The 25,336-nt window shown below is 71.1% G+C and carries 27 protein-coding genes; 13 read left to right on the top strand and 14 right to left on the bottom strand.

Annotation, left to right across the window (positions count from 1 at the left end; genetic code table 11):
- Entirely contained in the window at positions 1–1,266 is a 1,266-nt protein-coding gene (locus tag FH610_RS24035) for a serine hydrolase domain-containing protein (protein ID WP_139576961.1), read from the bottom strand.
- A gap of 181 nt (positions 1,267–1,447) precedes the next feature.
- On the opposite strand from FH610_RS24035, the gene adh reads away from it, so the two are divergent.
- From adh to FH610_RS24015, 4 genes are all read left to right on the top strand, one after another.
- A complete protein-coding gene (gene adh / locus FH610_RS24030; protein WP_139576957.1) occupies positions 1,448–2,971 on the top strand; it encodes an aldehyde dehydrogenase in 1,524 nt (507 codons plus the stop codon).
- Positions 2,971–3,351 (top strand): DUF779 domain-containing protein, encoded by a 381-nt coding sequence (locus FH610_RS24025; protein ID WP_139576952.1) that lies wholly within the window; start codon positions 2,971–2,973, stop codon positions 3,349–3,351. The genes adh and FH610_RS24025 overlap by 1 nt, the downstream gene beginning before the upstream one ends.
- Before the next feature lie 156 nt (positions 3,352–3,507).
- Entirely contained in the window at positions 3,508–4,155 is a 648-nt protein-coding gene (locus FH610_RS24020) for a hypothetical protein (protein ID WP_139576947.1), read from the top strand.
- Positions 4,152–4,523 (top strand): type II toxin-antitoxin system PemK/MazF family toxin, encoded by a 372-nt coding sequence (locus FH610_RS24015; protein WP_139576940.1) that lies wholly within the window; start codon positions 4,152–4,154, stop codon positions 4,521–4,523. Before FH610_RS24020 ends, FH610_RS24015 begins: the two co-directional genes overlap by 4 nt.
- Before the next feature lie 78 nt (positions 4,524–4,601).
- Here FH610_RS24015 and FH610_RS24010 read toward each other — a convergent pair whose 3' ends face one another.
- Positions 4,602–6,119: a pectate lyase family protein gene (locus tag FH610_RS24010; protein ID WP_240809158.1), complete on the bottom strand. Its 1,518-nt coding sequence runs from the start codon at positions 6,117–6,119 to the stop codon at positions 4,602–4,604.
- Positions 6,120–6,389: 270 nt separating this feature from the next.
- Here FH610_RS24010 and FH610_RS24005 point away from each other — a divergent pair, with 270 nt between their 5' ends.
- Complete coding sequence (locus tag FH610_RS24005) at positions 6,390–7,070, top strand: TenA family protein (protein ID WP_139576929.1); 681 nt, start codon at positions 6,390–6,392, stop codon at positions 7,068–7,070.
- On the opposite strand, the gene FH610_RS24000 is transcribed toward FH610_RS24005, so the two are convergent.
- Complete coding sequence (locus FH610_RS24000) at positions 7,067–7,507, bottom strand: SRPBCC family protein (RefSeq protein ID WP_139576923.1); 441 nt, start codon at positions 7,505–7,507, stop codon at positions 7,067–7,069. The genes FH610_RS24005 and FH610_RS24000 overlap by 4 nt on opposite strands.
- Positions 7,508–7,551: 44 nt before the next feature.
- Complete coding sequence (locus tag FH610_RS23995; RefSeq protein WP_240809157.1) at positions 7,552–8,643, bottom strand: winged helix DNA-binding domain-containing protein; 1,092 nt, start codon at positions 8,641–8,643, stop codon at positions 7,552–7,554.
- 46 nt (positions 8,644–8,689) lie between these two features.
- Here FH610_RS23995 and FH610_RS23990 point away from each other — a divergent pair, with 46 nt between their 5' ends.
- Positions 8,690–9,793, top strand: coding sequence for a helix-turn-helix domain-containing protein (locus FH610_RS23990; protein ID WP_139576916.1), 1,104 nt, complete (start codon positions 8,690–8,692; stop codon positions 9,791–9,793).
- Positions 9,794–9,890: 97 nt separating this feature from the next.
- The gene (locus FH610_RS23985) at positions 9,891–11,882 is read left to right on the top strand and encodes a phosphocholine-specific phospholipase C (RefSeq protein WP_139576910.1); all 1,992 of its coding nucleotides are present in this window, start codon (positions 9,891–9,893) and stop codon (positions 11,880–11,882) included.
- Positions 11,883–11,903: 21 nt separating this feature from the next.
- Here the strand turns inward: FH610_RS23985 and FH610_RS23980 are convergent, their stop codons facing one another.
- Positions 11,904–12,464, bottom strand: coding sequence for a Dps family protein (locus FH610_RS23980; protein WP_139577154.1), 561 nt, complete (start codon positions 12,462–12,464; stop codon positions 11,904–11,906).
- Between the two features lie 116 nt (positions 12,465–12,580).
- Between FH610_RS23980 and modA the strand changes: the two genes are divergently transcribed.
- Positions 12,581–13,339 (top strand): molybdate ABC transporter substrate-binding protein, encoded by a 759-nt coding sequence (gene modA, locus FH610_RS23975; RefSeq protein WP_240809156.1) that lies wholly within the window; start codon positions 12,581–12,583, stop codon positions 13,337–13,339.
- Here modA and FH610_RS23970 read toward each other — a convergent pair.
- On the bottom strand, positions 13,320–14,738 hold the full coding sequence (locus tag FH610_RS23970; RefSeq protein ID WP_205826004.1) for an MFS transporter: 1,419 nt from the start codon (positions 14,736–14,738) through the stop codon (positions 13,320–13,322). The two genes, modA and FH610_RS23970, sit on opposite strands and share 20 nt — an antisense overlap.
- A gap of 81 nt (positions 14,739–14,819) precedes the next feature.
- Here FH610_RS23970 and FH610_RS23965 point away from each other — a divergent pair, with 81 nt between their 5' ends.
- Positions 14,820–15,656, top strand: a complete 837-nt coding sequence (locus FH610_RS23965) for an alpha/beta fold hydrolase (protein ID WP_139576897.1) — start codon at positions 14,820–14,822, stop codon at positions 15,654–15,656.
- Positions 15,657–15,681: 25 nt separating this feature from the next.
- Here the strand turns inward: FH610_RS23965 and FH610_RS23960 are convergent, their stop codons facing one another.
- From FH610_RS23960 to FH610_RS23945, 4 genes are read right to left on the bottom strand one after another with little or no spacing between them, the layout of a single operon-like run.
- On the bottom strand, positions 15,682–16,053 hold the full coding sequence (locus tag FH610_RS23960; RefSeq protein ID WP_139576892.1) for a hypothetical protein: 372 nt from the start codon (positions 16,051–16,053) through the stop codon (positions 15,682–15,684).
- 23 nt (positions 16,054–16,076) lie between these two features.
- Entirely contained in the window at positions 16,077–16,484 is a 408-nt protein-coding gene (locus FH610_RS23955; RefSeq protein WP_240809154.1) for a roadblock/LC7 domain-containing protein, read from the bottom strand.
- Entirely contained in the window at positions 16,484–17,293 is an 810-nt protein-coding gene (locus FH610_RS23950) for a MarR family transcriptional regulator (RefSeq protein ID WP_139576887.1), read from the bottom strand. The genes FH610_RS23955 and FH610_RS23950 overlap by 1 nt, the downstream gene beginning before the upstream one ends.
- Positions 17,294–17,307: 14 nt before the next feature.
- Positions 17,308–17,679: a roadblock/LC7 domain-containing protein gene (locus tag FH610_RS23945; RefSeq protein ID WP_139576883.1), complete on the bottom strand. Its 372-nt coding sequence runs from the start codon at positions 17,677–17,679 to the stop codon at positions 17,308–17,310.
- A gap of 208 nt (positions 17,680–17,887) precedes the next feature.
- Here FH610_RS23945 and FH610_RS23940 point away from each other — a divergent pair, with 208 nt between their 5' ends.
- Positions 17,888–18,415: a 2-thiouracil desulfurase family protein gene (locus FH610_RS23940; RefSeq protein WP_139576877.1), complete on the top strand. Its 528-nt coding sequence runs from the start codon at positions 17,888–17,890 to the stop codon at positions 18,413–18,415.
- On the opposite strand, the gene FH610_RS23935 is transcribed toward FH610_RS23940, so the two are convergent.
- Positions 18,390–19,616: a DUF4032 domain-containing protein gene (locus FH610_RS23935; protein ID WP_205826003.1), complete on the bottom strand. Its 1,227-nt coding sequence runs from the start codon at positions 19,614–19,616 to the stop codon at positions 18,390–18,392. The two genes, FH610_RS23940 and FH610_RS23935, sit on opposite strands and share 26 nt — an antisense overlap.
- A 56-nt stretch (positions 19,617–19,672) precedes the next feature.
- Between FH610_RS23935 and FH610_RS23930 the strand changes: the two genes are divergently transcribed.
- Positions 19,673–21,247, top strand: a complete 1,575-nt coding sequence (locus FH610_RS23930; RefSeq protein WP_139576872.1) for a DUF885 domain-containing protein — start codon at positions 19,673–19,675, stop codon at positions 21,245–21,247.
- 4 nt (positions 21,248–21,251) lie between these two features.
- Here FH610_RS23930 and FH610_RS23925 read toward each other — a convergent pair whose 3' ends face one another.
- The gene (locus FH610_RS23925) at positions 21,252–21,905 is read right to left on the bottom strand and encodes a class II aldolase/adducin family protein (protein ID WP_240809153.1); all 654 of its coding nucleotides are present in this window, start codon (positions 21,903–21,905) and stop codon (positions 21,252–21,254) included.
- Between the two features lie 47 nt (positions 21,906–21,952).
- On the opposite strand from FH610_RS23925, the gene FH610_RS23920 reads away from it, so the two are divergent.
- The gene (locus FH610_RS23920; RefSeq protein WP_139576869.1) at positions 21,953–22,225 is read left to right on the top strand and encodes a 4a-hydroxytetrahydrobiopterin dehydratase; all 273 of its coding nucleotides are present in this window, start codon (positions 21,953–21,955) and stop codon (positions 22,223–22,225) included.
- A gap of 10 nt (positions 22,226–22,235) precedes the next feature.
- Here FH610_RS23920 and FH610_RS23915 read toward each other — a convergent pair whose 3' ends face one another.
- Entirely contained in the window at positions 22,236–22,664 is a 429-nt protein-coding gene (locus tag FH610_RS23915; RefSeq protein WP_139576868.1) for a hemerythrin domain-containing protein, read from the bottom strand.
- A 144-nt stretch (positions 22,665–22,808) separates the two neighbouring features.
- A complete protein-coding gene (locus FH610_RS23910; protein ID WP_240809152.1) occupies positions 22,809–23,651 on the bottom strand; it encodes a spermidine synthase in 843 nt (280 codons plus the stop codon).
- A gap of 32 nt (positions 23,652–23,683) precedes the next feature.
- Here FH610_RS23910 and FH610_RS23905 point away from each other — a divergent pair, with 32 nt between their 5' ends.
- Positions 23,684–25,336: a penicillin-binding transpeptidase domain-containing protein gene (locus FH610_RS23905; protein ID WP_139576867.1), complete on the top strand. Its 1,653-nt coding sequence runs from the start codon at positions 23,684–23,686 to the stop codon at positions 25,334–25,336.

Raw genomic sequence — 25,336 nt, 5'->3', positions numbered from 1 at the left:
CTACAGACCGTACGTGGAGAAGAGGTTGGTGGTGGGCCAGGACTTCACCGAGTTCGCGGCGGTGTGGAGAAGGGAGTCGATGGCCCCGTAGTTCAGCCCCGAGGCGTCGTCGCGCTGGTCGAACAGCACCACCCAGCTCAGCCCGTCGTAGCGCCGGACCATGAGCGTGGAGGTGCCGGCCAGCGACCCCGTGTGCCAGGTGTTGCGTCCCCCGGTGACCGGGCGGACCTGCCAGCCGAGGCCGTAGTACCAGCCGTCGGAGTTGACTCCGATCGACGGCTTGGCGAACGCCTTGGAGATCGACGCCGAGGTCAGCACGCCGGCCGCGTCGAAGAGGGTGGTGAACTTGGCCAGGTCGACGGCCGTGGCGAGCCAGCCGCCGTGGGCGGCCATGTTCTCGAGGTTGAACCCGCCGTACGGGAAGGGCACCACGGAGTCGGAGGTGTCGATCACGCTCTTGCCGGTGTACTGCGAGAAGTACGGCACCTCGCCCGATTTGCGGAGACTCTTGGCGGTCCTGCCGAGCACCATCCGCTTGATCTTGAGGGGCGTCAGCACCTTGCTCTGGACGTAGCTCGCGTACGAGACTCCGCTCGCCTTCTCGATGATCTTCTGCAGGAGAAGGTATCCGTAGTTCGAGTACGCGTATGTCGTGCCCGGCGCGTGGTCGAGCTTGAGGCCGGACGTGTGTTTGACGATCTGCGCCTGCGTGATCGGCAGCGGGACGCCGAGTGCCGCGGCGATGACCCGGTCCTTGAACATCGGGTCGCCCGAGACCTCGGAATCCCACCCGCCGAGGTGCTGGAGCAGGTGGGTCACGGTGACCGAGGCGAGGCGCGGGTCGGCGGTCGTGCTCAGCCCCAGCAGCGGCGCGACCTTGGCCGAGAGGCTGAGTTTGCCGTCCTGCGCCAGCTTCAGCACGGCGGCGGCGGTGACCGGCTTGCTCAGGCTCGCGATGCGGAACAGCGAGGTGGGCCCGGCTGCGAACGAGGTGTCCGCCGTCCAGTTGTAGCCCCGGGCGAGCACGAGCTTGCCCTTGCGGACCACGGCCAGGGACGCGTGGGGGATCGCCCGGTCCATCATGAAGCGCTTCAGCGTGTCGTCGAACGGCTTGAGCGACGTCGCGCTGCGGCCGGTGACGCTCCACACGCGGGCCGCCGCGTTCGCCGGTGACGCGGGCAGCCCGGCGGCCAGCCCCGCCGCGGCACCGCCCGCCAGCAGGCGCAAAGCGTCCCTGCGAGAGGCGGTAAACGATTCCGAAATCATGACGGCTGATCTTAGGGGAGATTTGACCGGGCATGACCACGGCCCTGACCGCGCCGCGCGGAGGCTGAGTGCGGAAGGACGCCTCCGAACGGCCCGGAACACGGACGCAACGTGTCGGCAACGTGCCCGCGACTAACGTCCGGGGCGTCAGACCCCACACCCTGTCCGGGAGGTCCATCTCATGACCCGTTACGCCGCGCCGGGACAGCCGGACGCCCTCATGGCGTACGAGCAGCGTTACGACCACTGGATCGGCGGCGAGTACGTCCCGCCGCAGCGGGGGCAGTACTTCGAGAACCCCTCGCCGGTGACCGGTCAGACCTTCACCGAGGTCGCGCGCGGCACGGCCGAGGACGTCGAGCGCGCGCTGGACGCCGCGCACGGCGCCGCCCCCGCCTGGGGGCGTACGTCCGCGGCCGAGCGGGCGAACATCCTCAACCGGATCGCCGACCGCATGGAGCAGAACCTGGAGCGGCTCGCCGTCGCGGAGACCTGGGAGAACGGCAAGCCGATCCGGGAGACGCTGGCCGCCGACATCCCGCTGGCCATCGACCACTTCCGCTACTTCGCGGGGGCGATCAGGGCCCAGGAGGGCAGCCTGTCGGAGATCGACGCGGACACCGTCGCCTACCACTTCCACGAGCCGCTCGGCGTCGTCGCGCAGATCATCCCGTGGAACTTCCCGATCCTGATGGCCACCTGGAAGCTCGCGCCGGCGCTGGCCGCGGGCAACGCCGTGGTCCTGAAGCCGGCCGAGCAGACCCCGGCGTCGATCCACTACTGGATGAGCCTGGTCGCCGACCTCCTCCCGCCGGGCGTCCTCAACATCGTCAACGGGTTCGGCGTCGAGGCGGGCAAGCCGCTGGCCTCCAGCGCGCGGGTCGCGAAGGTGGCGTTCACCGGGGAGACCACCACCGGGCGGCTGATCATGCAGTACGCCAGTGAGAACATCAAGCCGGTCACGCTGGAGCTGGGCGGCAAGAGCCCCAACATCTTCTTCGACGACGTGTCCTCCGCCGACGACGAGTTCTTCGACAAGGCGCTGGAAGGCTTCACGATGTTCGCGCTCAACCAGGGAGAGGTGTGCACCTGTCCTTCTCGGGCGCTCATCCAGCAGGGCCACTACCAGCGCTTCCTGGAGGCCGCGGTCGAGCGTACGGAGAAGATCGTCCGCGGGCACCCGCTGGACCAGGCCACCATGGTCGGCGCCCAGGCGTCCAACGACCAGTTGGAGAAGATCCTGTCCTACCTCGACATCGGCCGGCAGGAGGGCGCCAAGGTGCTCACGGGCGGGCACCGCGCCGACCTCGGCGGCGAGCTGTCGGGCGGCTACTACGTCGAGCCGACGATCTTCGAGGGCGCCAACAACATGCGGGTGTTCCAGGAGGAGATCTTCGGGCCGGTCGTCTCGGTGACCTCGTTCACCGACTTCGACGACGCCATCAAGATCGCCAACGACACGTTGTACGGCCTCGGGGCGGGCGTGTGGACCAGGGACGTCAACAAGGCGTACCGGGCCGGCCGGGCCATCCAGGCCGGGCGGGTCTGGACGAACTGTTACCACGCCTATCCCGCCCACGCCGCCTTCGGCGGCTACAAGCAGTCGGGCATCGGCAGGGAGACGCACAAGATGATGCTCGACCACTACCAGCAGACCAAGAACCTGCTGGTCAGCTACTCGCCCTCGAAGCTCGGCTTCTTCTGATGCCCGAGGTGTCCCGCGTGGACCTCACCCCCGCGGCCGCCGGCCTCATCCGGCGGCTGCGGGCGGCCCACGGCCCGCTGATGTTCCACCAGTCCGGCGGCTGCTGCGACGGCAGCGCCCCGATGTGCTACCCGGAGGGCGAGTTCCGCACCGGCTCCTCGGACGTGCTGCTCGCCTCGCTGACCGTGGAGGGCGTCGACGAGCCGGTCACGTTCTGGATGTCGGCGAGCCAGTTCGAGCGCTGGCGGCACACCCACCTGACCGTGGACGTCGTCCCCGGCCGGGGCAGCGGCTTCTCTCTGGAGGCGCCCGAGGGCGTGCGCTTCCTGATCCGTTCCCGCCTGCTCACCGACGCCGAACGCGCCGCCCTCGACGGCTGACCGGCCTCGCGAGAGGAGCCCCTCCCGGTATCGGCCACCTCCGTCACTCATTGACGTGTCAATGTGACGTTAAGTAATGTCTCCGCTGTTGCTGTGCAAGGTGGCGGACGGAGCGGGAGGGGTACGGTGAGCATGCGGCTGAGCCGGGGAGGAGCGGTGATCAGCATGCCCGTCGACTCGCCGAATCCTCTGGCAGGGGCCGTGCTGTCCATACTCGTGGCGGCGCGGGAACTGAATCTGCCGGTGACTGAGGCTCACCTGGTGGGGCTCCTTTATCTCACCGACGTCGCTGCCGTCGAGGCGGGGCATCCGCCTATCACCGGTGCCACCTGGCGCCTCGGGCGCTGCGGCCCCTATGACCCCGCGCTTACGCGGGCCCAGGACTATGTGGTGGAAAGCGAGCTCGCGGAGCGTGGCGCCGACGAATCCGCTGACGCGGAGGCGGGCGTGTTGTCCTTGACCATGGATGTGGACGATCCTCTGGGCCCTGACGCCATGAGATTCGTCCGCACGGTCGTGGCCCTGCATGGGGGGAGGGACACCGCCGTTCTCCGGACCGTTGTGGACGCCACCGTGCCCGTCGTCGAGGCGCAGGCGGGCGGAGAGTCCGGCGTCCTGCTCGACCTGAACCGGGCACGGCGGCGCAGGCAGGCCACGGCGCTGCTCGCGCGAGCGAAGGCGAGGCGCGCGTCGATGCCTCCCGAGCACGACGACCCCGGTGTCGGTGCGATTGTCAAGGAAGAGTTCCTGCAGACGCGAGACGCTCTCCGCCGCGCTAACGCGAAGGCCCTGGACGATCGGTGAAGTCGTTCATTCGCAAGGGTGGTGTCTACTACGTCTCCGACAGATCGCTCACGATGCCGCCCAACGACCAGCGCAATCTTCACCCCCGGCGACCGGTCGTCGTCCTGAGCGGTGACGCGAAGAACCAACAGTCGGACTGGGATCTGATCTACGTCGCGCCGTTGTCGACGGCCACGACGCTCAAAGCGGAGTATTGCGTCAAGCTCGCGCAGGGGACCGCCAACCTGCCAAGCAAGTGCTGGGTGCGCACCGTCTGCGCACAGCCCTTTCTCAAGGAGGAGCTCGGCGACTACCTGGGGCAACTTCCACCGCAGTTGGTGGCCCTGATCGAGGACAACCTGTTCGCGTACCTCGGCCTCGTCGACTGACGGGCGCGGGGAGGCCGCGGCGGGTGGCCGCGGCCTCCGGGACTTCACAGGGACGTGCCGGTACCTGTGCGTCTGGAACTAGATCTTGCCGGTGCCCGCGTTGGCGAGGACGTTCGCCTTCACGCCGCTGGGGTTGTCCACCGTGTACGAGTACGGGATGGAGGCGACGCTGCCGGAGGTCTGCGGCGTGCCCGAGTTCACGAAGTAGTTGTTGCGGGCGACGATCGACCCGCCCGGCGACGAGCCTTCGGCGGTGTGGGTGGGCTCGGCGATGTTCTCGAAGTAGTTGCCCTCGACGAGCACTCCGGCGCCGCAGGTGGAGGCGATGCCGTAGCTGTAGTCGGTGTAGGACGGGTCCTTGTAGTAGTAGTTGTTGAACACGTGGACCGGGTTGCCGAAGCGCACCCGGGGGTTGCGCTGGGCGCAGGTCTGGAACGCGTTGTGGTGGTACGTCACGCGCAGGTGCCCGGAGTCCTCGGAGCCGTTGCCGTCGCTGTGGCCGACGAGCGAGCACTTGACGTGGTCGTGCAGCTTGCTCCAGGAGACGGTGACGTAGTCGGAGCCGTGCGTGATGTCCAGCAGGCCGTCGTAGTAGTCCGTGCCGTGGCTGGTGTCGCTCGACAGGTCGTTGTGGTCGAGCCACACGCGCTTGGCGTTGTCGAGGTGGATCGCGTCGCCGTTGCCGTTGCCGGCCGGCACCTTCGAGATCTTCATGTTGCGCACGATGACGTTGCTGACGTCACGGATGTTCACGCCGCAGCCGGTCAGTCCGGAGCCGGAGCCGACGCCGAGGATCGTGGTGTTGGCGCCCACCCGCACGTCGGACGAGCAGGTGAAGTTGCCGCTCACTTGGACGATCTTGGGGCTGTCGCCGCTGACGGCGCTCGTGAGCGCGGTCAGGGAGGTGACCGTCGTCGTGCTGCCGCCCGCGCCGCCGGTCGTGCCGCCGCCCTGGGTCGCCCAGCCGACCAGGCCGGTCGTGGGCGGGGTCGTCGGGCCGCCCGTGGGCGTGGTGGTGGGCGTGGGCGACGGGCTCCTCGTCGGGCTGGCCGTGGGCGTGCCGCTCGGGGTCGAGCCGGTCGGCTGGAGGGTCCACTGCTTGGTGGCCACCGAGTCGCAGGAGTTCTGCTGCACCAGGGCGCCCGAGGACGTGGAGTTGTCCTTGGTGTTCAGGCATTTGTCGCTGTTGGCGTTGACGACGCGGTAGTTCGATCCCGAGGCGGTGAGTTCCCAGGTCTGTGACGAGGCGCCGGTGCAGGACTCCTGCTGGACGGCCTTGCCGGCCGAGGTCGAGGCGTCGATGACGCCGGCGCACTTGCCGCTGTTGCCGGAGGTCAGGCGGAAGCCGCTGCCCTGGGCCGACAGGTTCCAGGTCTGGTTGCTCGCGCCGTTGCAATCGGTGACCGTGAGTTGCACGCCGTCGGAGGTGCTGCCGCCCGGAACGGTGAGGCACAGGCCGCTGGCGCCGTTCACGATCCGGTAGGCGCCCGCGCTCGGCGCCGCGTTGGAGACGCCGGCGAAGACGCCGCCGACCAGGGCGGCGACCCCGACGACGGTGCCGATCACTCCGACTCCGGTTCTGGTTCTGGTTCTCAAAGCCGAGCTCCTTGCATGTCGTGCAGGACCCCTGACCGAGGGGATGTACTCCTGGTCCCACATAGGGGGGCGTTCATGAATGCGAACAACATTCATGAGGAGGAACAACGCGCATCAAATTACGGACCTGTTAAGCGCCGGTCAACGGATTCGTCCGCGCGGGTCTCCGCCCGCCCCGTCGCTCGCCCCGGCTGGGCAGGTGGAGACGGACAGCGGGTCTTTGAGATCATTGTGAAACGTTCACGCCGGATCGTCGGGGAGGGATGGCGGATGAGCGAGCGAAGCGAGCGAATCGATGAGCACAACGAGGAACCGGAGTCGAGAGCGCCGTTCAGCGCGTGGCTGCGGTCGCAGAGCGAGCCCGACTGGACGGCGGTGGTCACGCACCCCTTCGCCGCGGCGATCCACAGCGGCACCGCCGACATGCGCCGCTATCTGGAGCAGGACTTCCAGTTCGTGGACGCCTTCACGGCGCTGCTCGGCGCCGCGGTCGCCGCGGCCGACACCTTCGAGGCGCGGGTGGCCGTGGGCCGCTTCCTCGGGCAGACCGTCGCCGACACCGAGCGCGGCTACTTCCACCGCGCGCTCGCCGAGCTCGGCGGTGAGTTGACCCCGCCCACGCTGGAGCCGGTGACGATCGAGTTCCGCGCCCTGATGGACGACGTGCGCCGCAGCCAGGACTATCCGCTGATCCTGGCGGTGCTGTGCGTGGCCGAGTGGACCTACCTCGGCTGGGCCTCGCGGACCGTCGGGTCCGCCGAGGGTTTCGTCCACCGGGAGTGGATCGACCTGCACAGCGGGCCGGAGTTCGAGGCGTGGGTGGGCTTCCTGCGCGGTGAGCTCGACCGGCTCGGCCCCGGCCTCGACGAGAACGGCCGGGCCCGGGTGCTCGACGTCTTCCGCCGGGCGACCACCCTGGAGCGCCGCTTCTTCGACATGGCCCTCGGCTAGCCGCGCAGGGCGAGGGCGGCGAGGCGGCGCAGGGACAGGCGCAGGAAGACCGCGCTCACCGGCCCGGCGACCCGCCAGCCGATCCGCCCGGCAAGGCCGAAGGGCACGTGGAGCTGCTCCTCCCAGACGATCCTGCTTCCGCCGTCGGGACGGGGCAGCACGTGGAACCGCCCCGTGCCGCGTACGACACGGCCGGTGTGGCGGACCTCCACCTCGTGCGGCGGGCGCCAGCCGGTGACGTCCATCGTGTCCACGAACGACAGCGGGCCGACTCCGGTGGCCGCCGCGAGCCTGCTGCCCCTGCTGCGGCCGTCGCCGGCGACCACCCAGGCCCGGGTCAGCAGCATCCACTCGTGGTGCCGGGGCCAGTCGGTCAGCACGGCGAAGACCCGATCCGGGCTCGCCTGCGCGTCCACCGTGACAGAGAGGGTCTCCACCTCGTAGGTCCTACCCAGGAAAGCGTCCTTACCAGGAAGGTGTCCTACCCCAGGAAGCGGATGTCGCGTGCGGGGGCGTCGCCGGCGGCGAACTCCAGCAGGCGCTCGCCCTCGGCCGCCAGCGCGTCGCGGGTGGCGGGGCCGAGCGGCTCGAACGGCTCGATCGTCAGGACCGCGGTCTCCCCGGCCCGCCTGATCCGCCCCCGCTCGATCCGCCACAGCCCCGCGACGAAACCGTCGACCAGGATCGTCGCGCGGATGATCCCGTTGACTGTGAAGACCCGCGGGCGGTGCTCCTCGGCCATCACCCGCGTCCGGTCGGCGTGTGAGAGCAGCAGGTTGTCGAACTCGGGCAGGAACCGCACCGGCGCCTCGGCGTCCGGCTCGGGCAGCGGCGCTCCGGGCAGGTCGAACAGCTCCACCCCGCTCTCGTCCCGGTAGGTGACCAGGTCGAGGCCCTTGACGACAGAGCGCAGCCCGGTCAGGCCCGACCAGGTCTGCATGTCCTTCACCGACGCCGGTCCGAAGGCACGCAGGTAACGCAGCACCATCTCACCGGCGGCCGAGCCGTCGCCGAGCGGGCGGCCCAGCCACGACTCGGCGGGGACGTGCCGCGCCTGGCCAGAGGCGCCCCACACGCCGCGCGGCGGGACCTGGACCAGCGGCACGACCGCGCGTACGGCCTGGGCCAGCGCGTCGCGGCCCGGCCACCGCTCGCCGAGCAGTTCCTCCAGCTCCGCGAAGGTCAGCGGCCGCTCCTCCATCAGGGCACGGGCGGCGCTCGCCACCTCGCCGAGATCCACCCCGTCCAGCCGCCTGCCGTAAGACGTGCGCAGCCACCGCTCGAGGAGCGGCTGCATGACCGGGCGCAGGGCGAGGCAGTCGTCGGCGCTGACGAGGTGGATGGTGCCGCGCATCAGCGCGATCCGTACGGCCGTGCGGTCGGTCAGCAGCCCGGCCAGGTCTTCGTGCCGGAAGTCCAGCAGGCGGGTCCACAGGCCGACGTAGGCTGGGAGAGGAGCCTGCGACTGCATGCCCACCAGGTGCTCGATCGCGGCCAGAGCCTTGGCGTCGTGGCGGCGCAGCAGCATCTGGCGGTCGAGCAGCGTGCGGTTGAGCATACGTCGGGTCAGCACGCCGCAAACATAACGCCCGGCACCGACAGAACCGGGGGTGCCACTGATGATCACTATTGACGTCCCGCTGTGGGCCGCCCGCCTGCGGGCGCTGCGCCGCGGCCGGCTGTGGAGCCGCCGGGACCTGGAAGAACGGCTGACCGAAGCCGCAGGGGAGACCGAGCCCGGCCTGCCCGCGGACGCGGTGCGCGCATGGGAGGCGGGGGAGCGGCGGCCGGACCCCGGCCACGCGGAGCTGCTGTGCCACGCGTTCGGCGTGGACGAGGCGGACCTGTTCGTCGGGCCCGGGTCGGGCACCACCCTGTGGCACCACGTGACCGGCATTCCGCTGATGCCGGGCCTGTTCCCCGAAGAGGAGGAGGAGCGGGTCGGCCGGGCCATCGAGCGTCCCTGGCGTGCCGACGCCGGCACGGCCGGCTACTTCGAGCGGATGCTCGACGCCTGCGCCGTGCCGCACGCGCGGCCCGCCGATCTCGCGGCGGCGCTGCGGCCCGTCTTCGCGGGCATCGAGGGGTTCCGCCGTGACGCCAGGCCGCCCGCGCGGGGGCCGCTGCTCGCGCTCGCCACCCGGGACGCGGAGCTGATCAGCGGGATGGAGCACGAGGCGGGTGACGCCCGGGGGGCGCGGGCCTGGTCCGACCGGGCGATCCGCGAGGCGCGCGAGACCGGCGACACCCTCACCGAGGTCTTCGCACTGGTCCAGCGGGCCGAGCTGGTCGACGCCGCCGAGCCGGGCGAGATCGTCGAGGCGGCCGTGGCCGCCCGCGAGCGTACGGGCGTGCCGGCGGAGGTCGGGACGCTGTCACGGCGGCACGAGGCCCGGGCACACGCGCTGGCGGGTGAGGTGGAGCTGTGCCACCGCTGCCTTGAGGAGTGCCTGGAGGAGTCGGGCGAGACGGGGGCGGAGCTGTGCGCGGGCTGCCTGGTCGACCTCGGCCGGCCGGGCGGCGCCATCGAGATGCTGGAGAGCGAGCCGGCCCCGTCCGCGCCCGCGTACCTCGCGGCGTATGTGCTGGCCCGCAAGGCGCACGCGTACGCCGAGGCGCACGAGCGGGACCAGGCGGCCGACCTCGCCCGGCAGGCGCTTTCACTGGCCCGCCGTGCCGGGGCCGCCCGGGCCCTGCGGGAGCTGGGCCGCGTCCACCTGTGACGGCCGGCCGAGGAAGCCTCTGGTGCGAATCGCCGGGACAGGGGAGGTCTTGTTAGGTTGTGGGCGTTTCGCCTGATTTCCTCCCGAAGGGGCGCCCATGCCGGCCGGATCCTCCTTGCCGCCCTCCCTGCTCCGGGCGCTGGCCCGGCCGGTCCCGCAGGGAAGCCTGGCCGACGTCGAGCACGTCGTCTTCGTCATGCTGGAGAACCGCTCGTTCGACCATTACTTCGGCCGGATGCGCGGGGTGCGGGGGTTCGGTGACCGCAACGCGGTGTCCACCCGGGCGTGGCGGCCGATCTTCGAACAGGACGGCGTGCTGCCCTTCTCCGTACGGGAGGCGGCCGAGCGGGCGGGGGCGGACCCGATGCTGCTCGACACGCACGACCACACTTGGCTCGGCACCCAGAACGCCTGGGCCATGGGCTGGAACGACGCCTGGGTGCCCAGCAAGGGGCCCGGCTCGATGGCCTACTACGACCGGCGCGACCTGCCCTTCCACTACGAGCTGGCCGACACGTTCACGATCTGCGACGCCTATCACTGCTCGTTGCTGACCTCGACGACCCCCAACCGCAACTACCACGTGTCGGGTTACACGGGCTACGAGCCGGGCACCCGGCAGCGCGCGCTGGACAACGTCGCGTCCGAGGGGGCGGAGGGGCATCCGGGCTACGACTGGGTCACCGTGCCCGAGCTGCTGACGCGGGCCGGGCACACCTGGCAGGTGTACCAGGAGTGGGACAACTACGAGTGCAACAACCTGGAGTTCTTCCGGCCGTTCGCGGCCGTGATGGACCGGATCGGGCTGGGCAGCATGCGCTCGTTCTACGAGAAGGTGCGGGCGGCGGAGGACCCGGCGCCGTTGCTCGCTGAGCTGGCGGAGCGGGTGGCCGCCCTGGAACCGGCCGACCGCGACCTCTACGACCGGGCGCTGCGCCGCGCCCCCGCGGGTGGCCTGGGGGAGTGGTTCGCCGCCGACGTGGCCGCCGGGCGCCTGCCCGCGGTGTCGTACGTCGTGCCCTCGCTGGCCGACTCCGAGCACCCCGAGGGGTCGTCGGCCGTGGAGGGCGGGCGGGTCGTCCACAAGCTGCTCGACGCGCTGGGGTCCCACTCCGAGGTCTGGGCGCGTACCGCTCTGTTCGTCACCTACGACGAGAACGACGGATTCTTCGACCACGTGCCGCCGCCGGTCCCGCCCGACGGCACCCCGGAGGAGTTCGTCGGCGGGCGTCCGATGGGCCTCGGCGTCCGCGTACCCATGATCGTCGTGTCGCCGTGGAGTGTGGGCGGCAACGTCTGCTCCGAGACGTTCGACCACACCTCGACCGTACGGTTCCTGGAGCGCAGGTTCGGGATCACGGCGCCCATCGGCGAGTGGCGGCGCCGGGTGGCGGGCGACCTCACCTCCGCCTTCGACTTCGCCACGCCCACGACGCCCACGACCCCGCCTCCCGTGGAGACCGTCGCCGGCCCGCGGCCGTCTCCGGCCGGAAACCGGTGGTATCCGCAGGTGCCGGCCGAGCAGCGGATGCCGGCGCAGGAGCCGGGGGCCAAGCCCGCCCGCGCCCTGCCCTACCAGCCGGACGCAGAGGCGGTGGTGCGCGGACGGTCCGTGGAGATCGCGATGCGCAACTCCGGCGCGGCCTCCGCCCACTTCATCCTGTACGGCCACCTCGGCGAAGTCGCCAAGCCGATGCACTTCGACGTGCTCGGCGCGGCGGAGGAGGTGGTCTACTTCCCCTGCCCGTCGTACGACCTGGTGCTCGTCGGGCCGAACGGGTTCCGCCGGGAGTTCCGCGGCGGGACGGCCGACCCGGTGGAGGTGACCGGCGCGATCGACGCCGCCGCCCGCACCGTCGTGATCGCCGTGGCGAACCGGGGCGCCTTCCCCGCCGAGGTGTCGGTCACCCCGCTGGCGTACGGAGGCGCGGCGCGTACGGTCCGGATCGCGCCGGGAGACACCGCCCGCCTGGAGTGGCACGCGCCCACGGGGTGGTACGACCTGATGATCGGGGTGGCGGGCCACGACGGGTTCGCCCGGCGGCTGATGGGACACATCGAGAACGGCCGCCCGAGCGTCACGGGGTGACGCCCGGGCTGGGAACGCGGGTCAGGCGCGGACGAGCGGCGTGTCCACGAGGTGCTCGGCGAGGAACCACGCCTGCAGCTCGCCCGTGCGGATGACCTCGGAGACGAGCAGGTCGTTGGTGCCGTCGTCGCCCATCTCGGCCGCCCGGGAGGCGGCGTCGTGCGCGGCGACCAGGATCGTCTCGTGCGCCTCCAGGAGCCTGGAGAGCATGGCGGGCACCTCCTCCACGCCGTCCGGCGGCCGCGGGATCACGGTCATCTCCGCCACCTGGCGCGGATCGCCGACCGCGACGCCGCCGAGGGTCTGGATGCGTTCGGCGACGGCGTCGATGATCGGCAACTGCTCGCTCGCATGCTTGTCGAGCAGCAGGTGAAGCTGGTAAAAGGTCGGCCCCCGCATGAGCCAGTGGTGCTTCTTGTAGAGGTTGTAGAGGATCTGCGTGTCGGCGAGGATCTGGTTGAGCCGCTGACAGGAGTATTCCCGCGTCTCCCTCGGCAGCCCGACCGGGAAGTCCCGCACGGTCCCGAACGCCTGTATCTCGGTGCCCCTCTGGTGGAGCCAGGGCTGGCTGCTCTCACGCATTCTGGAGGAAGGGTTGACGCTCAAGATGTCTCTCCTCACTCAGTCGGTTCATGTCCGATAGGGAGTCTTTCGCCAGGCATGACCTCTAAACGCCTTCTTAGGGCATATATCCCAAGGTGAACCATTTCACACCGCCGACCTGCGTGGCGCTCGCGTTGGTGCTGCTCGTGGCGACCGGCTGCGGGGGCGGTGGAAGGCAGACGCTCACCGTGTTCGCCGACGCCTCGCTCACCGGGACGTTCGGCTCGCTCGGCAAGACGTTCGAGGCCGCCCACCCCGGCGTCGCCGTCCGGTTCGACTTCGGCGGTAGCGGCGCGCTGGCGCAGCGGATCGCGCGGGGTGCGCCGGCCGACCTGTTCGCCGCGGCTGGCACGGCGGCCATGCGAGGGTCGGGGGCGCCCAGCCCGCGGGTCTTCGCGCGCGACAGCCTCCAGGTCGCGGTGCCGAAGGGAAACCCGGCCCACGTCGCGGGCCTGAAGGACCTGACCGCTCCCGGCGTCAGGGTGGCCCTGTGCGCCGAGTCGGCGCCGTGCGGGGCGGGCGCCCGCACGGCGCTCGCCGCAGCCGGAGTCACCGTCACGCCCATCGGCCCGGATCGAAACGGCAAGGCGCCGGACGCCGCCAAGGTGCTGGCCAAGGTGCGGCTCGGCGAGGCGGACGCGGCGCTGGTCTACCGTACGGACGTCAGAGCGGCGGCGGGAGCGGTGGAGGGCGTGGACCTCCCCGAGGCGGCCAGGGCGGTCGAGGACTACCTCATCGCGACCGTTCCCGGGACCGAGCGCCTCGCCCTGACCCGGGAGTTCGTCGACCTCGTCCTGTCCGACGAGGGCCGCAAGGTCCTCGGCGGTGCCGGCTTCACCCCCGTGACAGGGTGACCTGCGGGCTTTCCGTGAGCCGCGCCGCCGTGCGCTCGGCCGTGGCCCTGGCCCAGCGGCCGGTCGTCAGGAGGGCGACCGCCAGCACGATCAGCCCGTACAGGGCGTTGACGCGGTAGGCCGCGTGCGCCGCCGGGACGAACGCCGCGTTGGCGCCGGCGCTCGAGACCACGGACCCCGCGATGGCCACGCCGAGCGACTGGCCGACCTGCCTGCTGGTCGAGGCGACCGCGGCGGCCACGCCCGCCTGCGCGAGCGGCATCCCGGAGACCGCGGTGTTGGTGATCGGGGGGTTGAGCATGCCGAACCCGACACCGAAGACCACGTAGATCCCGAGCAGCAGGGGGAGCGGCGTGGTGAGCGTCACCTGGGACAGCAGCGCCCCGGCGGCGGCCAGGCACACGCCCGCGACGACGGACGGCACGCGCGGGCCGCGGGTGCCGACGAGCCGGCCCGACAGCGGCCCCACGATCGTCGTCGTCACCGCGACCGGCAGCGTGCACAGCCCCGCGGCGAGGGCGGAAAGCCCGCGATGGCTCTGCAGGTAGAGCGTGTTGAGGAACAGGAAGGCCCCCAGTCCGCCGAAGCCCGACACCGCCATGACGGCCGCGCCCGAGAACGGCGCGCTGCGGAAGAACCGCATGTCGATGAGGGGTTCGGGCCTGCGCAGTTCCCAGACGACCAGCGCGGCCAGGGCCGCCGCCGCGACGACGAAGCAGACGGCGCTCACGGCGGGGCCCGCGGCCCGGCCCTCGATGATCCCGTACGTGAGCGTGCCGAGCAGGACGATGACCAGCACCTGCCCGACCGGGTCGATCCTCCGTGCCGAGGGCGCCTTGGACTCCGGGACGAAGCGCCAGGTCAGGAACAGTGCGAGCAGGCCGATGGGCACGTTGATCCAGAAGATGGCCCGCCAGTCGACCGTGTCGGTGAGCAGGCCGCCGACGACCGGTCCGAGCGCCATGCTGACGCCGACCACGCCGCCCCACACGCCGATCGCCTGGGCCCGCTCCCTGCGGTCGGTGAACGTGTTCGTGATGATCGACATGGCCACCGGGTTGAGCATCGACCCGCCTACGGCTTGGACGATCCGGGCGGCCACCAGCCAGCCCAGGCTCGGGGCGAGGCTGCACAGCAGCGACCCGGCCGTGAAGATCACCAGACCGGTCTGGAACGTGCGGCGGCGGCCCACCCGGTCGGCCGTCGAGCCGGCCAGCATCAGCAGGCTCGCGAGCGTCAGCGTGTAGGCGTCCACCGTCCACTGGAGGCCGGAGACCGGCGCGTGCAAATCGTGCCCGAGCGACGGCAGGGCGACGTTGACGATCGTGTTGTCGAGAGACACGATCAGCAGGCTCATGCAGCAGATGAGAAGAACAAGTATCCGCCGTCGGCGGGTCATTTGCGACACCACACCACACAACCGTACAGATCTGGTCATGTGCCGCTTGCGGCAGGGCAAACCGAATGAAATTCTCCTCGCATGCGTGCGACGGCGAACGGCATCGAGATCTGCTACGAGGTGTTCGGCGAGCCCGGGGGACGTCCGGTCCTCCTCATCATGGGGCTCGGAGCACAGATGATCGGCTGGCCGGAGGGGCTGATCGAGCTGCTGGTGGAGTCCGGCCACCGGGTCGTCCGGTTCGACAACCGGGACGCGGGCCTGTCCACCCACTTCACCCCGGCGGACGGCCTCGCGCCCGCCCCGTCGTACACGTTGGACGACATGGCCGACGACACGGCCGGCCTGATGGACGTGCTGGGCTGGGAGAACGCCCACGTGGTGGGCGCGTCGATGGGCGGCATGATCGCGCAGGCCCTCGCCATCCGCCACCCCGCCCGGGTCCGTACGCTCACCTCGATCATGTCCACGCCCGGGCCCCGCGTGGGGCGGGCGACCGAGGCGGCCATGACCGTGCTGATGGCGCCCCCCACGCAGGACCGCGACGAGGCGATCGCCCGCGCCGTCGCGACCGCGCGGGTCGTCGGCTCTCCCGGCTACGAGATGGACGTCGAGCGCGTCACCCGGGTGGCCGCGGAGGCCTACGACCGGGCGTTCGATCCCGCGGGCACCGCCCGGCAGTTCACCGCCATCCGGATATCCGGCGACCGTACGGAGGGACTGCGCGGGCTCTCGGTGCCCGCGCTGGTGATCCACGGCGAGGACGACCCGCTGATCACCCTCGAAGGCGGGACCGCGACCGCGGACGCCATCCCCGGCGCGAAGCTGCTGACCTTCCCGGGGATGGGCCACGACCTGCCCCGCCCGCTCTGGCCGGTCATCGCGGAGGCGGTCACAGAGTTGACCGAGCGGGGTTGACCGGGCGGGGCTGACCGGACGGGATTCAGATCTCGAGCTTGTCCTCGATCGCGCGGAGCTGGTGCCGGGCCATCGCGAGGTTGGCCCGGCTGCGGTCGAGGGCGAGGTAGAGGAACAAGCCCTTGCCGCCGCGGCCGGTCAGCGGCCGGATGATGTGATACTGCGTGCCCAGCGTGATGAGGATGTCCTCGATCCCGTCGTTGAGCTTGAGGGCGTCGATCGCGCGGAGCTTGGCCTTGACCACCTCGGTGTTGGCCGCGGCGGCCACCTGGAGGTCGAGGTCCTTGGAGCCGCCGAGCGTGCCCAGCGCCATCCCGCTCCCGTAGTCGGCCACCGCCGCGCCGACCGCGCCGTCGATGGTCAGCATCTCCTTCAGCGAGACGTCCATGTTCGCCATGTCTCTTCTCCTGTTCTGGTTTGTCATCCGCGTTCGACGATGGCGGCGATCTTGTTCGCCGCCCTGCGTCCCTCGATCCGGAGCAGGCCGAGATTGGCTCCCTGACCCGCGAGAACGGTGAGGACGATCGTGGGGCCCGCGGCGTAGCACGCGGTGTGCCCCTGGGTGCCGGAGATCAGCGTCTCCTCCAGCCGCCCGATCCTGGCGAGATCGGTCATCTTCCGGCTCAGCGACAGCAGCGCCGACGTGAGCGCCGCGGTCTGCTCGGTGTCGGCGGCCAGGTCCGTCGTCACGAGCATGCCGTCGATCGTGCAGGTGAGCGCTCCGGTGATCTCGGGCGCCCGTTGCCGCAGGACGACCAGTTCCTCATGTATGTCGTGGCGCAGATCCACCGAGACACCCTTTCCGGCCCGCTTGAGCCATCCGATCACTACAGCGCCTCCAGCGCGTCACGCAGTCTGAGCAGCAGGTTCACGTCGGTCGCGTCGCCGTTGACCTGGGGGAGTCCCGAGCCGGCAGGCCCGGGCTCCCTCGGCGGTGCGGGCGACTTGGGCGTGCGCTTGGGCAGCGCCGCCGTCTCGCCCGTCATCACCAGGCCGGCCGCCGCGAGCTCCCGTACGGCCAGCAGCGTGGAGTAGGCCGGACGCCCGAGGCGGCGGGCCAGCTCGACCGGCGTGGCGGTGGAGTCCGCGGCGAGCAGCAGCTCCCACTGCAGCCGGGTGAGCAGCGCGTGCGTGCCCGGGATCTGCCGCAGGGGCGTCACCGGCCGCGCGTCCAGCTCCTCCGAGGGCCAGGCCCGCTCCAGCCGGGCCCGGCGCCTGGCGCACTCGCGCAGCAGCCCAGGGACGTCGAAGAACCAGTGGACCCCGAGCCAGTGGGCGTCGCTCTCCCTGAACCTGGTCCGCACCGTTCTCGACGTGAGCAGGAAGAACGCCGCGTCGAGCGTGGCGGACAGCATGCAGAACTCCAGCTCACCCCGGCTGAGCACCCCTCTGTCCACGAGCAGGGCGCCGCCGTCGCCGCCGGAACCGGACTCCTGCCGCGCGTGCCGCATCCCGTTCGCGCTGATCCGGCCCGACGCGCCGAGCAACTCCTCCACACCGGGCGTGGCCGCGCACTCCACGTACGACACCCGGCCGCGGACGTAGTAGACCGTGCCCTCCTTGCCCACCCGCAGTGAGCCGGTGGCCTCGTCCTGGGCGAGGCCGGTGAGCACGGCGTCGAGAGTCGGGGCGGCCACCGGTCAGGCTCCCATCAGGAGGCGACCAGCTCGTCCGTGATGGTGCGCAGCCGCCGCCGTGCCAGGGCGAGGTTCGACCGCTCCACGTCCAGGCGTACGCACAGCAGCAGCGGGCCGTCGAACATCATCTCCATGGGCCGCACCAGGTGGTAGGCCGAACCCGTGGTGACGATCACGTCCTCGATCCGGAAACCCGTCTCCTGGGAGGCCATCGCGATCCCGTCGAGCGTGGCGCGGTACGCCTCGCTGAGCCCCGCGGCCGCCCTTCCGGGATCGGGGATCCCCTTTCCCGCGACGGCCATGCCGCTGGTGTGGTCCACGAGAATGGCGCCGAGCGCGCCCGGGATCGACATGGCCTCGGAGAGGCAGTCCTCTATCCCGATCAACTCGTAACTCCTCGCCTCGCCGGTACAGCGCGGCCAACACTAGAGGAGCAGGTGGACGGGTCACCCGAGCCGGAAACGGCGGGGATAAACGGATTAGTCCCGAGGAATAAGAATTCTTCTTCCCGGAATGGAAATCCCGGTTTTCATGAAATTTCCTCGTATCGGGGGACGGCGCGTGCACCGCCGTACGGCGGCCAGAATGGGAGGCGTGGAGCGGATTCTCGTCAGCGCCTGCCTGCTCGGCAGCCGGGTTCGGTACGACGGCGGGGCCAAGACCAGCGACGACGACCTGCTCGCCCGCTGGCGCGCGGAGGGGCGGCTGGTGCGGTTCTGCCCCGAGGTCGAGGGCGGGCTGCCCGTCCCCCGGCCGCCCGCCGAGATCGAGGGCGGCGCGGGCGGCGCGGCCGTCCTGGCGGGCGCGGCCCGGATCCTGACGCCGGAGGGCGACGACGTGACCGCCGCGTTCCTGTCCGGAGCGCAGCAGACCCTAGCCGTCGCCCGGTCCTTCGGCGTACGGGTCGCGATCCTCAAGGAGGGCAGCCCGTCGTGCGGGTCGCTGCGGATCTACGACGGCAGCCACCGGGGGAGGACCACCCCCGGGCAGGGTGTGACGACGGCGCTGCTGGAGCTGAACGGCATACGCGTCTTCGGCGAGGACCGGATTCCGCAGGCCGCTCAGTATCTGGCGAACCTCGTCACGGAGACAGCGTTTACGGAGACAGAGGATCGGACGTGACGATGACGGCCTTCTCGTCGGGCTTGTGCACCAGGACGTTGTCCACGTAGGACCGCACCGCCGCCTCCAGCCCGACGTCCTTGCCCGCGGCCTCCGACATGTACCAGCGGTGGTCGAGCACCTCGTGGAAGAGCTGGGCCGGCTCCAGCTTGCGCCGCAGGTCGGCCGGGATCCCGTTCACCACCGGCTGGAACACCTCGGCCAGCCAGCGGTGGGCCACGATCGCCTCGTCCTCGTGCCGCAGGCCCGTGGACACCCGGAACGAGTCGAGGTCGTTGAGCAGCCGCCTGGCCTGGTTCTCCTCCACGTCGAGGCCCGTCAGGCGCAGCAGGCGGCGCTGGTGGTGCCCGGCGTCCACGACCTTCGGCCGGACGATCAGGCGGGAGGTGCCGGCCTTGCGCCGCACCATCATCTCCGCGACGTCGAAGCCGAGCGAGTTGAGGCGGCGCACCCGCTGGTCCACACGATGCCAGTCGACCTCCTCGATGATCTCGTCCTCGGTCAGCTCGTCCCACAGCCGGTGGTAGCGCTCGACGAGCTGCTCGGCGAAGGCCAGCGGATCGATGGTCGGGTGGAGCAGCCCGCCCGCCTCCAGGTCGAGCATCTCGCCGTAGATGTTGACGTGCGCCACGTCGATGTCGTGGGCCCGCTGGCCCTCGCTGATCGCCGGGTGGAGCTCACCGGTCTCGGCGTCCACCAGGTAGGCCGCGAACGCCCCGGCGTCCCGCCGGAACAGCGTGTTCGACAGCGAGCAGTCGCCCCAGTAGAAGCCGGTCAGATGGAGCCGTACGAGCAGGACCGCGAGCGCGTCGAGCAGGCGGGTCAGGGTGTCGGGCCGCACCGAGCCCGACAGCACGGCACGGTAGGGCAGCGAGAACTGCAGATGCCGTGTGATCAGGGCGGAGTCCAGTTCGGAGCCGTCCGGGGCGGTCCTGCCGGTGACGATGGCGACCGGCTCGACGGCGGGGGCGTCGTGCCGCGCCAGATCCCACAGGAGCTGATACTCCCGCTTGGCATACCTGGTGCTGATCTCCTTGATCGCGTACACCCGGCCGCTGAGCCGGGCGAAGCGCACCACGTGCCGGGAGATACCGCGGGGCAGCGTCACCAGGTGGTGGACGGGCCACTCTTCGAGGGGGACGTCCCATGGCAGGCGGATCAGGTCGGGGTCGCTGGGGGCGCCGGTGATCTGCAGGGGCACCAATCGCTCCTTATCTGGGGGCTTCCACCCAAGTGTCGCGGATAGAGTCGGGCGCTATGACGCTGGTGGACGAGTTCATCGACTGGTACCTGGCCGAGAACCCGGTCAGGGCGGCCCTCCTGGGGGCCGACGGATACGACCGCACGCTGGGCGATCTCAGCGCGAGCGCCTTCACGGCGCGGGAGCGGGCGGCCGAGGAATGGCTGCGCAAGCTGTCGGAGTCGACGCCCGAGAGTCCCGAGGACGAGATCGACAGGGACCTGGTCGCCGCTCATCTGCGCGGGCAGATCGCGCTGGCCCGCTGGCCGGAGTGGCGGCGCGAACCGGCCGCCTACCTCAGCTGGGTCTTCGCGTCGATGTTCACGCCGTTCCAGCAGCGCCTCAAGCCGGAGGCCGAGCTGGTCGACGCCGCCGTCGCGCGGCTGGCCGAGGTGCCCGCCGCGCTCGCCGCCTGCCAGGCCAACCTGGACCCCGATCTCGCCGCCGACCTGCTCGTCAAGCGCGGCCTCGACCAGGCCCGTACGGGACGCCGCTTCCTGACCGAGACGCTGCCCGCGCTGGTCGGCGATGCGGACCTGCGGGCGCGGCTGGCGCGGGCCGCCGAGCCCGCCGCCGACGCGTTCGACGGACTGGTCGGCTTCCTGGAGGGCTTCGAGGCCCGCGGCACCTGGCGGATGGGCGAGGAGCTCTACTCCGCGCTGCTGCGCGAGCAGGAGATGCTCGGGTATGGCGCCCCCGAGCTGCACGAGAAGGGCCGCCAGGCCTGGGCCGAGCTGGACACGCGGATGACGGAGGTCGCCGCGCGCCTCGGCTCCGGCAGCTGGCGGGAGGCGATGGAGTCGCTCATGGACGACCACCCGCCGACGCTTGAGGCCATGCGCGCCGAGTATGAGGCCGAGACGCTGCGGGCGCGCGAGTTCGTCCGCGAGCGCGGGCTGGTGACCTTCCCCGAGGGGGAGGTGTGCCGGGTCGAGCCCTCGCCGGAGTTCCAGCGGCCCATCATCGCCGTGGCCAGCTACCTCGCCCCGCCGCCGCTGTCGTCCTCGCGGGATGGCGTCTTCTTCGTGCCGTACACGCCGGACGGCTTCACCGAGGAGCAGGTGCGGCAGCGGCTGCGGACCAACTCACGCCCGCAGATGCCCTCGATCAGCGTGCACGAGGGGTACCCCGGCCACCACTGGCACCTGTCCTGGATGGCCGGCAACCCGCACCGCGCCCGCAAGATCTTCCGTACGCCCTACTTCGTGGAGGGCTGGGGACTCTACGTCGAGAAGCTCATGCACGAGCAGGGCTACTTCGACACGCCCCAGACCGAGCTCGCCCACCTCGACTGCCGCATCTGGCGGGCCGCCCGGATCGTGGTGGACACCGCGCTGCACTGCGACGACATGTCGATCGAGCAGGCGGAGGAGTTCCTGACCACGAAGGCGTCGCTGTCGCCGGGCACCGCAGCGGGAGAGGTCAGCCGCTACTGCGCCTGGCCCACGCAGGCGCCCTCCTACCTCACGGGCGCGTTGGAGATCGAGCGCATCAGGGCGGACTACGACGGCGATCTGCGGACCTTCCACGACACGATCGCGGGCTCCGGCGGGCTTCCGCTCGGCCTCGCCCGGAAGGTCGTGCTCGGCTGAGAGTTCAGCCGCTGAGTGCGCGTTCGATGACGGCGGTGAGCTGGTCCTCGGTGAGCACCGTGGGCCGGCCCACGCCGAGAGCGCGGACGTAGACCTCGCACAACCACTCCAGCAGGCGGGTCGCCTCGAACGCCTGCTCCATGCCGCCGCCGATCGTCACCGCGCCGTGGCTGGCCATCAGGGCGGCCTGCCTGCCCTCGATCGCGGCGATGACGTTGCGCGCCAGCTCCGGCGTGCCGTACGTCGCGTACGGGGCCACGCGGACGGCGCCGCCGAGCAGCAGGGCGTTGTAGTGGATCGGCGGCAGCTCGGTCATGGTCGAGGCGACCACGGTCGCGAAGACCGAGTGGGTGTGCACCACCGCCCGGGCTCCGGTCGCCTCGTACAGCGCGAGATGCATCGGCGTCTCCGAGGAGGGCTTGCGCTCCCCCTCCACGACCCGCCCTTCGAGGTCGACCACGGGGCAGTCCTCCGGGCGCAGCCGGTCGAGCGCCACGCCCGAGGGCGTGACGACGACCAGGTCGCCCTTCCGGGCGCTCAGGTTGCCCGAGGTCCCGATCACCAGGCCGAGGGCCGCCGCCCGCCGGCCGTACTCGCACAGCTCACGCCGCAGCTCGTCCAGCTGCTCGTCCACCTGCTCGTTCACCTGCTCGTTCACGCCGGCGAATCTACACAATCGGCGGTGTTTCGTGATGTCCTGATGCCATGTACGAGGCTTCCGAGTGGCGCCGCGACGGAGACACGATCCGCAGGACCGTGGTCGCCCGAGATTTCCGTACGGCCATCGCGATCGTGAACGACATCGCCGAGCAGGCCGAGGCCCTGAACCACCATCCCGACATCGACATCCGATGGCGCACCCTCCACTTGGCGCTGACCACCCACGAGGCCGGTGGCCTGACCGACCTCGACTACAAGCTCGCCGCCCGCATCGACGCCATCGTGGCCGACCACGAGGCCGGATCGCCGCAGTCCTAGGGCGGTCGTCCTAGAGCGCGTTCAGTGCGGCGAGGAGCTGTTCCTCCTCGCGGGCGAAGTGGGCCTCCAGCTCGGCCGACAGGCGCGTGAGCCTGGCTTTGACCGTGGCCGGGTCGACGGAGCCCGCCTCGCCGACCGCCGCGCCCAGGTCCTCCCTGATCCGGGCCAGCCGCACGTGCTCTTCGCGCAGGCGGTCGAGGGTCGGGGCCAGCCTGGGGAAGGCCCGTTCCAGCAGGGGGAAGCCCCGCTCGTTCTCGTTGACGTGGTGCTCGTGGAAGGCCGTGCAGAAGGACAGGCAGCGCTCCCGCAGCGCTCCTTCCAGGCCGCGACCCGGCAGGTTCACCGTCGTGCCCGTGGCGAGCCCGTCCTCGACCGCGGCCAGCAGCGCGGCCATCTCCGCCCGAAGTCCGTCGTGGATCCGCACCAGTTCGTCGCCCATCGCCCGGGCGCGTTCGCGGAGCCGAGGGAGCGGAGCGGAAGGGAGCGAGGACCGGAGCGAAGGCCCAGCGGAGCGGGCCTCGCGAGGACCGGAGGTTCCTTCCGGCGCAGTGACCGACCCGGACCTAGCTTCGTGGACACTTCACTAATCGAACAGGCCTGGCGGAGGGACGGGGGCGAGAATGGCGTCGCCGTCGTGAATGGGCGCGGCCCCCGCGACCAGGCGGGTCAGCTCCTCGTCCGCCAAGCATCGCGCCTGGGTGAGGCCGCCCGCCGCCTTCCTGGTGAGTGCCTCGATCGGCAGGTCGCCGAGCGAGGCCGCCAGGACGACGTTGCCGAACCTGCGCCCGCGCAGGATGCCGGGCTCGGCCAGCAGCGCGGCGTGCGGGAAGACACGGCTCACCGTGGAGGCGACCCGCTTCACGAAGGGCAGGCCCTTGCCGTCCGCCACGTTGATCAGCGCCATGCCGGAGGGGCGCAGGACGCGGGCGATCTCCGTCATGTACTGGACGGTCGCCAGCTCGACCGGCATCGTCGCGCCCGAGAACGCGTCGAGCACGAACAGGTCGGCCGAGTCGTCCCTGAGGTCCGTCGTCGCCGCGCGGCCGTCCATCACCCGGACCTTCAGCCGGGGCACCGACTTGAGGTTGAGTTGGTCGCGTACGAGCTGGACCAGTTCGGCGTCCGGTTCCACGACGATGTGCCGGGAGCCGGCCCGCCGCGCGGAGATGTAGCGCGGGATCGTGCATGCCCCGCCGCCGATGTGGACGGCGTCGAGCGGGCCTTCGGGCAGGCAGTCGATCACGCTCGCCATGAGCTGCGTGTACGAGAAGTCCAGATAGGTGGGATCGGCCAGGTCCACGTACGACTGGGGAACGCCGTCCCTGATCAGCATCCACCCGTCGGGCCGGTCGAGGTCGCGCAGGAGCTCCACCTCGCCGAAGGTCACCGGATAGCGGCCTGGCAACGGTTCTCTGCTCCTTGCCACCTATGGCTCCTTTCGCGTGATATGAGAACCGTATGCGGAACAGGGCCCTGCTCGCCCTCGTCATGGTCGCCGCGGCCATCTTCGTCTTCGGCGTTGCCGGACTCATTGTGTCCGGCAGGCAGGGGCCGGGCGCGGACTTCGTCGCCGCGCCGCGGGGGACGCCCGCACCCGGCGGCCCGCAGACGCTGCAGCTCCGCCCCGACTCATCTCCTGAGCCGTCCCCCGCAAGCTCCCCGGAGGGCTCCCCGGACGAGACGGCCGCCGCCTACTTCCAGGCCTGGGTCAAGAGCGACTACGACGCCATGCGCGAGCGGGTCGACGATCCACCGGACGACTTCGCGGACCAGCACCGCGAGTTCGAGGACGCCGCCCTCTCCAAGTCACTGCGGATCGCGGTCGGCAACCTCGTGCGCACGGGAGACGAGACGGCCGAGATCCCCTTCACCCAGGAGCGGGACGAGCAGGACGCCGGCACCTGGCGCTTCGACTCCAGTCTGCACCTGGCCGTACGCGACCTCACCTGGAAGGTCGTCTGGACGCCGTCCGTCCTGCATCCGGAGATCCAGCCCGGCGGCAGTCTCGTCAGGACCGAGCCGGATGCGGGGCCGCTGCGGCCGGTGACGAGGGAAGGGCGGGAGTTCCCGCAGAACTCGGGCGCCGAGGCGTACCTCGACAACCTGGTGAACCAGGGGGTGGCGCCCACGACGGGCGTCGCCGTGGGATGGGCGCTGGAGGTCGACAACCCGGGTATGCCGGCGAAGACCGTCCTGTCTTACAAGCCCGAGAAGCGGCCGGTGGGCGTACGCACCACGATCGACTACGGGATACAGGCCGCCGCGGCCCGGGCGCTCGACGGCGTGCAGCGGGCCGCCGTCGTGGCCGTACGGCCGTCCACGGGGGAGATCCTCGCGGTCGCCGACCGGCTGGGCGGCCGGGCGGCGTTCGAGCGCAAGTACGCCCCCGGCTCGACGTTCAAGACGGTCACGGCGGCCGCGCTGCTCGCCAACGGGCTGTCCCCCGACAGCACGGTGGAGTGCCCGGCGTCCTACCAGATCCCCTTCAACCGGTCGATCTCGAACTACCACAACGAGGACCACGGGACGGTCACACTGCGCCAGGCGTTCGCCCTGTCGTGCAACACCACGTTCGCCCGGCTGACGGTCGAGCGGCTGAACGGCGACACGCTGGTCGACCAGGCCAGGGCGTTCGGCTTCGTGCAGGGGGAGAGCGCCGGCACGAGCACGTGCGGCAGCCTGCAGCGGCCGGAGAAGCCGGACGCGCTCGCCGAGGACTCCTTCGGACAGGGCACGGTGGAGGCGACCCCGCTGTGCATGGCGCTGGTCGCCGCGGCGGTGGAGAGCGGCGAGTGGCGGCCGGCCCGCCCGCTGGCGGACGAGGCGCCGCAGGGGGAGCTGCCGCAGAGCATGCCCTTGCCGTCCAACGTGGCGGAGGGACTGCGCTCCCTGATGAGCGCGGTCACGATCGACGGGACCGCCGCCGGCGCTGACCTGCCCCAGGGCACCGCGGGCAAGACCGGCACCGCCGAGGACTGGCGGGGCGGGCAGGACCACGCCTGGTTCATCGGCTACCGGGGCGACCTCGCCTTCGCCGTGTTCGTCGAGCACGGCGGCACCGGCCGTGGCGCCGCCGTCCCCATCGCCGCCCGCTTCCTGAAGGCTCTCTGA

This window comes from Microbispora catharanthi (assembly GCF_006334915.2).
Taxonomy (GTDB): domain Bacteria; phylum Actinomycetota; class Actinomycetes; order Streptosporangiales; family Streptosporangiaceae; genus Microbispora; species Microbispora catharanthi.
This window is presented reverse-complemented; position numbering and strand designations above follow the sequence as displayed.